The organism is Streptomyces sp. DSM 118878, assembly GCF_052936595.1.
Genome location: NZ_CP193622.1, coordinates 1,532,123 through 1,540,697, shown reverse-complemented (window position 1 = coordinate 1,540,697; position 8,575 = coordinate 1,532,123). Strand labels below are relative to the sequence as shown.

General features: G+C 71.2%; 5 protein-coding genes. All 5 read left to right on the top strand.

What is annotated here, in order from left to right:
• Positions 1–32 precede the first annotated feature (32 nt).
• Genes ACRAKF_RS06500 through ACRAKF_RS06480 form a run of 5 tightly spaced genes read left to right on the top strand, consistent with a single transcriptional unit; the run spans position 33 to position 8,567 of the window.
• The gene (locus tag ACRAKF_RS06500; protein ID WP_447035924.1) at positions 33–974 is read left to right on the top strand and encodes a TauD/TfdA family dioxygenase; all 942 of its coding nucleotides are present in this window, start codon (positions 33–35) and stop codon (positions 972–974) included.
• A 60-nt stretch (positions 975–1,034) separates the two neighbouring features.
• Positions 1,035–2,048: a TauD/TfdA family dioxygenase gene (locus ACRAKF_RS06495; protein WP_447035922.1), complete on the top strand. Its 1,014-nt coding sequence runs from the start codon at positions 1,035–1,037 to the stop codon at positions 2,046–2,048.
• Positions 2,049–2,051: 3 nt separating this feature from the next.
• Positions 2,052–2,810, top strand: coding sequence for a thioesterase II family protein (locus ACRAKF_RS06490; protein WP_447035921.1), 759 nt, complete (start codon positions 2,052–2,054; stop codon positions 2,808–2,810).
• Positions 2,803–7,350, top strand: coding sequence for an amino acid adenylation domain-containing protein (locus ACRAKF_RS06485; protein WP_447035920.1), 4,548 nt, complete (start codon positions 2,803–2,805; stop codon positions 7,348–7,350). The genes ACRAKF_RS06490 and ACRAKF_RS06485 overlap by 8 nt, the downstream gene beginning before the upstream one ends.
• Positions 7,347–8,567: a cytochrome P450 gene (locus tag ACRAKF_RS06480; protein WP_447035919.1), complete on the top strand. Its 1,221-nt coding sequence runs from the start codon at positions 7,347–7,349 to the stop codon at positions 8,565–8,567. Before ACRAKF_RS06485 ends, ACRAKF_RS06480 begins: the two co-directional genes overlap by 4 nt.
• Positions 8,568–8,575: the final 8 nt, after the last annotated feature.

The window sequence follows — 8,575 nt, the reverse complement described above, 5'->3', positions numbered from 1 at the left end:
GATTGGATGCGGACGACGAAAGGAGCAACAGAGTGCACGACAACCCGATGTGGGCACCGTTCGAGGTCACTCCGGAAGAGACCGGCGCCACGGCCGATGCCGGTGGACTCGTGGCATACCTCCAGGACAAGGAGCGGCTCGACGCGGCTCTGGTCGAGCGGAAGGCCCTCACGTTCCGCGGGTTCGGGGTCGAGACGTCCGAGCTCGAAGCGGTCATGGACGTGTTGGTACCGCACCGGCTCGCCTATGTGCACGGCAACTCGCCGCGTACCAAGGTCGGCCAGAACGTCTACACGTCGACGGAGTACCCGCCTCAGTACACCATCTCCATGCACAATGAGATGTCGTACGCCCATCAGTGGCCGGCCCGGCTGCTCTTCTACTGCGAGAGGGCACCGCTGAGCGGCGGCGCGACGCCTGTGGTCGACGGCGTCCGCTGGCTCGCCGCACTCGACCCGGAGGTCCGCGAGGCCTTCGCGGGAGGTGTGCGCTACACGCAGAACCTGCACGGCGGCATGGGACTCGGCCGGAGCTGGCAGCAGACCTTCGAGACGGAGGACCGTGACGAGGTCGAGCGCTTCCTGGACAAGGGGCAGTCCGAGTGGGAGTGGCGCCCCGACGGCGGTCTCCGGGTGAGCCAGATCCGGGATTCCACCGCACGCCACCCGGTCTCCGGGGCCGAGGTCTGGTTCAACCAAGCCGACCAGTGGCACGCCTCGGGCCTGGGCGACCAGACCGCGGCCGCCCTCGCCCAGATCATGCCCGAGGAGGAGATGCCGCAGTCGGTCACCTTCGCGGACGGCACTCCCATCCCCGCCGAGTACATCGCACAGATCCAGGAGCGCGGCCTGGCGTCCGCTGTGGACGTCGACTGGCGGGTCGGCGACCTCCTGCTCATCGACAACGTTCTCGTGGGGCACGGCCGCCGCCCCTTCGAAGGGCCCCGCCGCGTGCTCGTCGCCATGTCCGACTGAGCAGCCGCCCGACCGCCGCTTCACGTTCTGTCCGTTCACACCGCTCGGAGGCACGTACTCATGACTGCGCACGGGGGCCGGGAGCCGGCGTTGCCCCTCACCGTGGAAGGCGATCGGGACGCCCCGGACGTCAGCGGCTACATACGCGACAACCAGGACGCCCTGCGTTCGCAGTTGTCGCAGCACGGCGCCGTGCTGCTGCGGGGGTTCCGCATCGGAGGCGTACCGGGCTTCGAGCAGGCCGTGCGCACCATGTCGGGAGAGCCGCTCGCCTACGCCGAACGCTCTTCACCGAGAAGCTCCATCAAGGGCAACGTCTACACGTCCACGGACTACCCGCCGGATGAGGAGATCTTCCTCCACAACGAGAACTCCTACCAGGCGTCCTGGCCCCGCCTGCTGTTCTTCTACTGCGACCGGCCGCCCGCCACCCGCGGAGCCACGCCGCTCGCCGACACCCGGCGCCTGAACAGGATGATCGACCCCGCGGTCCGCGAGGAGTTCGCCCGCCGCGGCTGGATGGTCGTCCGCAACTTCCACGAGGAGTTCGGGGCGTCATGGCGTTACATCTTCAACACCGACGACCGTGACGAGGTAGAGCGGTACTGCCGCACAAGAGACGTCGCTTTCGAGTGGACGGGCGAGGACGTACTGCGCACCCGGGCCGTGCGGCGCGCGATCCACCTCCACCCGGAGACCGCCGAGCCGGTGTGGTTCAACCACATCACCTTCTTCCACCACACGACCCTCCCCGAGGAGGTGAGGGAGGGCCTCCTGAGCCTCTTCGGCGAGGAGAGCCTGCCGAGCAACACGTACTACGGCGACGGCACGCCCATCCCCAACGACGTGGTCGCCCACCTCAGGGACTGCTACCGCTCCTGCTCCACGCGGTTCGACTGGCAGCAGGACGACCTGCTCGTGGTGGACAACATGCTCGCCTCGCACGGGCGCGAGCCGTTCACCGGCGACCGGCGCATCGCGGTGGCCATGGCCGAGGCGTTCACCCCGCCCGCGGCCCCGGACACCACCGGCCCCGCGGACCTCACGGCCCACTCGGCCCAGCGGGTGGGCTGAGACGTGGCCACTTCCTGGAACACCTGGCTGCGTGTCTCCACACCACGCCCCCGCGCTCGCATCCGGCTCGTCTGCTTCCCGCACGCCGGAGGCGCCGCGAGCGCCTTCCGCGACTGGGGTGCCCTGCTGCCCGCTGCGATCGAGGTCGCCGTCGTGCAGTACCCCGGCAGGCAGGACCGCTTGGGCGACCCCCTGCCGCGGGACGTCGCCGAACTCGCCGCATGGACCGCGGCCGCCGTCGGGGAACGGCTCGACCGGCCGACGGCGTTCTTCGGCCACAGCATGGGCGCCACCGTGGCCTTCGAGGCGGCGCGGCTGCTCCAGCCCCGGTTCCCCACCCCGCTGGTGCGCCTCTTCGCCTCGGCCCGCAAAGCCCCCGCCCACTGCCGCCCCAACGGGCTGCGCCTGGACGACGCGGCGGTCAAGGCGTTCGTACGCAGACTGGGCGGCGAGGGCGCGGCCCTGCTGGAGAACGAGGAGCTGTCCCGCCTCGTCCTGCCCGTCCTGCGCCACGACCTGAGCATGGTGGAGAGCTACCGGCATGTCCCCGGCGCCCCCTTGACCTGTCCGATCACCGCGATCATCGGCAAGGACGACCCGTCCGTCACCCAGGCCGACGCCGAACGCTGGGGCGCCTGCACCATGGCCGCCTGCCAGGTGCGCGAACTGGACGGCGGCCACTTCTACTTCGAGAAGTCGCCGCGCGATGTCATGGGTCTGCTCGTGAAGGGCCTGCTGACGGCGGAGGCGGCGCATGTCTGAGGCACGGACGCGGCGCTTCCCCCTGACCGCCGTCCAGGCGGGCGTCTGGTACGGCCACCAGGCCGACTCCTCGGGCCACCAGTACAACGTCAGTCAGTACGTGGACTTCCGTGGGCGCCTCGACACGGCCCTCCTGGCCGAGGCCTGGCGCCGGCTGCGGCAGGAGACCGAGGTCATGCGGATCAGCGCCGTCATCGAGGACGACGGGCTGTACCAGGTCGTCGGTGAAGGCGACGCCGAGCTGCCGCTGCTCGACCTCACCCGGGAGGCCGACCCCGAGGCGGCCGCCCTGGAGTGGATGCGGACCCAGGCGCTGCGGCCCATCGACCTGACCGCGGCGCCCTCGGCCTACGCGCTGCTTCAACTGGGCACGGACCGGTTCTTCTACTACCACTGCTTCCACCACATCCTCATCGACGCCTACGGCGAGTCGCTGCTGCTGCGCAGGCTCGCGCAGCTCTACACCGCACTGGTCACGAACCGGCCCGTCCCCGCGGCGGAGTTCACGACACTGGACGAGCTGGCGGAGGAGGAAGCCGCCTACCACGCGTCCCGGGCGTTCGCCCGCGACCGGGCGTACTGGGTCGAGCGTTTCGCGGACCGGCCCGCCCCCACCCGGTTGGTGGAGGACCGCGCGCAGGGCGCACGGAGCCGCGGCACCGACGTGCCGACCCTCAACCGGACCAGCGCCTTGAGCGAGGAGACCGAGCGGCGGCTCAGGGAGAGCGCCCGAGCCGCCGGAGCCGAATGGCCGGCGACGCTCATCGCCACCATGGCCGCTTACACCGCCCGGACCACGAGGCAGCGCGAAGTCGTGCTGACGTTGCCGCTCACGGCCCGAATGACCCCCGCCATGATGCGAGCCCCGTTCCTGACCGCCAACGCGATGCCGCTGCGGGTGCCGGTGAGCGACGACGACTCGCTCTCCAGCCTGCTGCCGGCCGTGGCGCGGGAGATCCGCGTCGTGCTCAAGCACCAGCGCTACCTGCACGAGGACCTCCGCAGGGAGCTGGGCCTGGCGGCGGACGGCCAGGGCCTGCTCGGCGTGATGATCAACGTGATGTCCTTCGACCTCCGGCTCGACTTCGACGGCATCCCGGCCGCGCTCCGCAGCCTGCTGCCCGCGACGACCGGCGACCTGGCGCTCCACGTCTTCGACCGCCGCGACGGGCACGCGCCGCAGCTCGTGTTCGACGCCGACGCCACGCTGTGCGACGCCGTGACGCTCGACGGGCACCGGGCGCGCTTCCTGCGCTTCCTGGAAGCGGCGGTCGCCCGACCGGACGCTCCGGTCGGTGAGCTGCCGCTGCTGAGCGAGGCGGAGGAGCGGGAGCTCACTGAGGGCGCCGACGATCCGCGCACGCGTGTCCCGGACACGACCCTTCCGGAGCTGTTCGAGGACCAGGTGCGCCGGACCCCGGACGCGGTGGCGCTCGCCACGCTGGACGAGACCCTTACGTACGCCCAGCTCAACCGCCGGGCGAACAGGTTCGCGCGCACACTCATCGCGCACGGTGCCGGTCCCGAACGCTTCGTCGCACTCGGGCTGCCCCGCTCGACGGACTTCTTCGTCGCCCTGCTGGCAGTGGTCAAGGCGGGCGCGGCCTACGTGCCGATCGACGTCGCCTACCCGGCCGAGCGGGTGTCCCGCATGCTCGACGACTGCGCCCCGGTCTGTGTGGTGACCGCCCAGGACTCCGGCTTCGTCGTGCCGGCCGGTGTGCCATGCCTGGCCGTCGACGCACGGGGCCGGCGCGAGGAGGCCGATCACGATGTGACTCAGGAGGAGCGGGCAGGACGGCTCGGCGCGGCGAACGCCGCCTACACGATCTACACGTCAGGTTCGACGGGCCTGCCCAAGGGCGTGGTGATCAGCCAAGGCAGCGTCGTGAGTTTCGCGGGCGTCTACGCCCGCGTACTCCGTGCCGAACCCCACCACCGGGTGCTGCAGTTCCTCTCCCTGAGCTTCGACGCGTCCGGCGCGGACTTCTGGCCGGCCTGGAAGGCGGGGGCGCGGGTGGTCCTGACGCCGCCGCACGCGTCCCTGCCGGGCCCGGAGCTGACCGAGTTCATGCGCGAGCAGCGGATCACCCACGCCGGCTGGACGCCGACCATGGCGGAGACCATTCCCGACGAGGATCTCCCGGACCTCGTCAACCTCATGATCGGCGGCTCAGCTCCCAGCCCGGGCGTCATCGGGCGCTGGTCGGCACGGTGCCGGGTGGCCAATGTGTACGGCCCGACCGAGAACACGGTCGCCGCCACAGCCAGCGCCCCGCTCGTCGGCGAGCAGCACGCACCGATCGGCTTCCCACTGTCCAACACCCGGGCGTTCATCCTCGACGACGAGCTGCGCCCGGTCCCGCCGGGCACCACGGGCGAGCTGTACGTGTCCGGAGCCGGACTGGCCCGCGGCTACTGGCGGCTGCCCGCCGTGACCGCCGAGGGGTTTGTGCCCTGCCCCTTCGGGCCGCCCGGCGCCCGGATGTACCGCACCGGCGACCTGGTGCGCCGCCGAGCGGACGGCCCGCTGGACTACCTTGGACGCACCGACGGACAAGTGAAGATCCGCGGCTACCGGATCGAGCCGGGTGAAGTGCAGTCCGTGCTCACCGACCATGCCGAGGTGGCCTCCGCGGAGGTCCTCGTCCGGGAGGACGAGCGGGGCGAGCGCAGGCTCGTCGGGTACGTCGCACCCCTCGCCGGAGCGCGTCCGCACGCCGCAGACATCCGCGCCTGGGCCCGCACCAGGCTGCCGGACTTCATGGTGCCGGCGGCGGTGGTGGTTCTCGAAGGACGGGAGTGGCCGCTGACCGCCAACGGAAAGGTGGACACCGACCGACTGCCCGCACCCGACTTCTCCGCGCTCACCTCCAGCCGCGAGCCCCGTACCCAGCGCGAGAAGGTGCTGTGCGGGCTCATGGCGGAGGCCCTCGGCCTGGAAAGGGTGGGCGCGGACGACTTCTTCTTCGACCTGGGCGGCGACAGCATCATCGCCACCCGTCTGGCGTCGGCGGCACGCCGCGAGGGCGTGGCGATCACCGTCCGCGACATCTTCCAGCACCGCACGGTCGAGAGCCTCGCCGCCGCTGCCGGCCCCGGCGACCCGGGCGGCGACCGCGCGGACCCGGCCCCCGTGCTGCTGCCCGACGAGGACGAGGTGCTCGCCCGGCTGCGGCGGACGAGTCCCGGCGTCAGCGAGGTGCTGCCGCTGTCCCCGCTCCAGGAGGGCTTCCTCTTTCACGAGTTGCTCCATGAAGGGGACGCCGACGTCTACGCGGCCCAGCTCCAGATGGACCTCCGCGGTGAGCTCGATGTGACGGCACTGCACACAGCGGCCCAACAGGTGATCGACCGGCACGGCAATCTGCGTGCCGCATTCGTGCACGACGTGGGCGACCGGGCGGTCCAGGCGATCCACGCCTCGCTCCCCGTGCCCTGGGACACGGCCGACCTGTCCGAGCTGACCCCCGGGAAAAGGGTGGAGCGGGCGACGCGGCTGGCCGCCGATGACCGCACCCGGCCCTTCGACCTCGCCCGTCCGCCGCTCCTGCGGTTCCGGTTGCTCGCCCTCGCGCCAGGACTGCACCGGCTGGTGATCACGGGACAGCACATCCTTGTGGACGCCTGGTCGACGCCGGTCCTGCTGCGTGAACTGTTCGCCCTCTACGCGGGACCCGAACAGGCCGGCCCGCTGCCGGCGGTGGCCCCCTACCGCGCCTACCTGTCCTGGGTCGCAGCCCAGGACGGCGCCGCGGCCGACCGCGCCTGGACCGCCGCACTGGCCGGCCTGGCCGGGCCCACCCTGGTGGCGCCCGGCGCGGCCGAGTCCGCGCGTCTCGAACAGCGCTCCCTGTCCACGCGGTTGACTCACGTGGACACCGCCCGCCTGGTCGCCTGGTGCCGTCACCACGGGGTCACGCTCAACACCGCGGTGCAAGGAGTCTGGGCCCTGCGGCTGTCCCGGTGGACCGGTTCGGACGATGTCGTGTTCGGCACGTCCGTCTCCGGCAGGCCACCGGAGGTGCCTGGGATGGAGCGGATGGTGGGCCTGTTCACCAACACCCTGCCGGTACGGGTCAGGCTGCGACCGGGCGTGAAGTTGTCCGAAATGCTCGTACAACTCCAGGAGCAGCAGGCGCAGGTGATGGATCACCATCACGTCGGCCTCTCCCGCATCCAGCAACTCACCGGACACAGCACACTGTTCGACACCACCACGGTCTTCCTCGACGCCTCGATGAACGCCAAGGACCTCGACATCACGGCGGGCGGACTGCGGGTGTCCACCCATGCGCTCGTCGAAGGAACTCCCTACCCGCTGCGACTGGCGGCCGTCCGCGGCGACTGCCTGGAACTGGCACTGAACTACCGGCCCGACGTCATCACCGCGGACGCGGCACACGACTTGCTCGACCGGTGCTCGGGCCTCCTGGCCTCCCTGGCCGAGGCCCCCGAGCAGCTGGTCTCCGAAGCGGGAGCGCCGAGCGAGGCGGAACAGGCCCGCATGCTCACCGAATGGGGTGGATACGGAACATGAGCACCGACACCGTCGATCTCACTCGGCTCACCGACCCGCTGAACCGAGCCGATCCCTACCCCGTCCTGCGGGAGCTGGCGCTCGCGTCGCCGTCCCGGCCCGCCGAAGGGCTCATGCTCATCGGCCGGCACGCGGACTGCTCCGCCGTGCTGCGCCACCCGGCCATGAGCAGCGAACGCGAACGCGCGCGCCTCTCCCCGAACGCCAAGGGGCCAAGGACCCGGAACTTCCTGCACCTGGACCCGCCGGATCACACCCGGCTCCGGAGGCTGGTGGTCAAGGCGTTCACCCCGCGCGTGGTCGCCGCCCTGGAGCCGCGTATCCGGCAGGCCGCCGAGGCACTCTTCACCGAAGCGGCCGCGAAAGGGCGGTTCGAGGTCGTCGCGGACCTCGCCTATCCACTGCCGCTGCGGATCATGTGCGAACTGCTCGGGGTGCCCTTCGCGGACCGGTACCTGATCCAGGACTGGTCGGGCAAGCTGTCCGAGGCCCTCGAACCGCCGCTGCCCGGCCTCGTCGCCCCGCGCGCCACGGCCCAAGCGGCACAGGCGCGCTCCGAGTTCATCCAGTACTTCCGTGATCTCATCGCCCGGCGGCGCGCCGACCCGCGTGACGACCTCGTCTCCCACCTCGTACAGGTGGAGGAGTCCGGCGACCGCCTCGACGAGCACGAACTGCTCGCCACCTGCATCCTGCTCATCAACGCGGGCCACGAGACGACGGTCAACCTGATCAGCAACGGCGTCCTGGCCCTGCTTTGCAACCCCGACCAGCTAGAACTGCTGCGCGGCCGGCCCGAGTTGTCGGGCAGCGCGGTGGAGGAGGTGCTGCGCTACGACGCCCCCGTGCACGTGACCTCACGCGTGGCGCGCGAGCCGGTGGCCCTCTCCGGCTCACACGCTCAGGAGGGCGATTTCCTCGTGCTGCTCCTGGGCGCGGCGAACCGGGACCCTGACGTGTTCCCGGACCCGGACCGCTTCGACATCCTGCGCTCACCCGGCGCACCGCACCTGTCGTTCTCGGCCGGCCCGCACTTCTGCCTCGGCGCCGGCCTCGCACGCCTCGAGGTGCGCATCGCCTTCGAACTCTTCGCCTCGCGCATGGTCGACCCGCGCCTCGCGGCAGCGGGCCTGTCGTACAAGCCCAACCTCAGCCTGCGCGGCCCCGACCGGCTCGAAGTGGCCTACGAGGGCATTCGACCGGCGGAAACGGAATGAGGAGTGGA

Bases quoted from the DNA above. Each gene is read 5' to 3' on its own strand.
- ACRAKF_RS06485 (WP_447035920.1), top strand. From the start codon at position 2,803: ATGTCTGAGGCACGGACGCGGCGCTTCCCCCTGACCGCCGTCCAGGCG.
- ACRAKF_RS06480 (WP_447035919.1), top strand. From the start codon at position 7,347: ATGAGCACCGACACCGTCGATCTCACTCGGCTCACCGACCCGCTGAAC.
- ACRAKF_RS06495 (WP_447035922.1), top strand. From the start codon at position 1,035: ATGACTGCGCACGGGGGCCGGGAGCCGGCGTTGCCCCTCACCGTGGAA.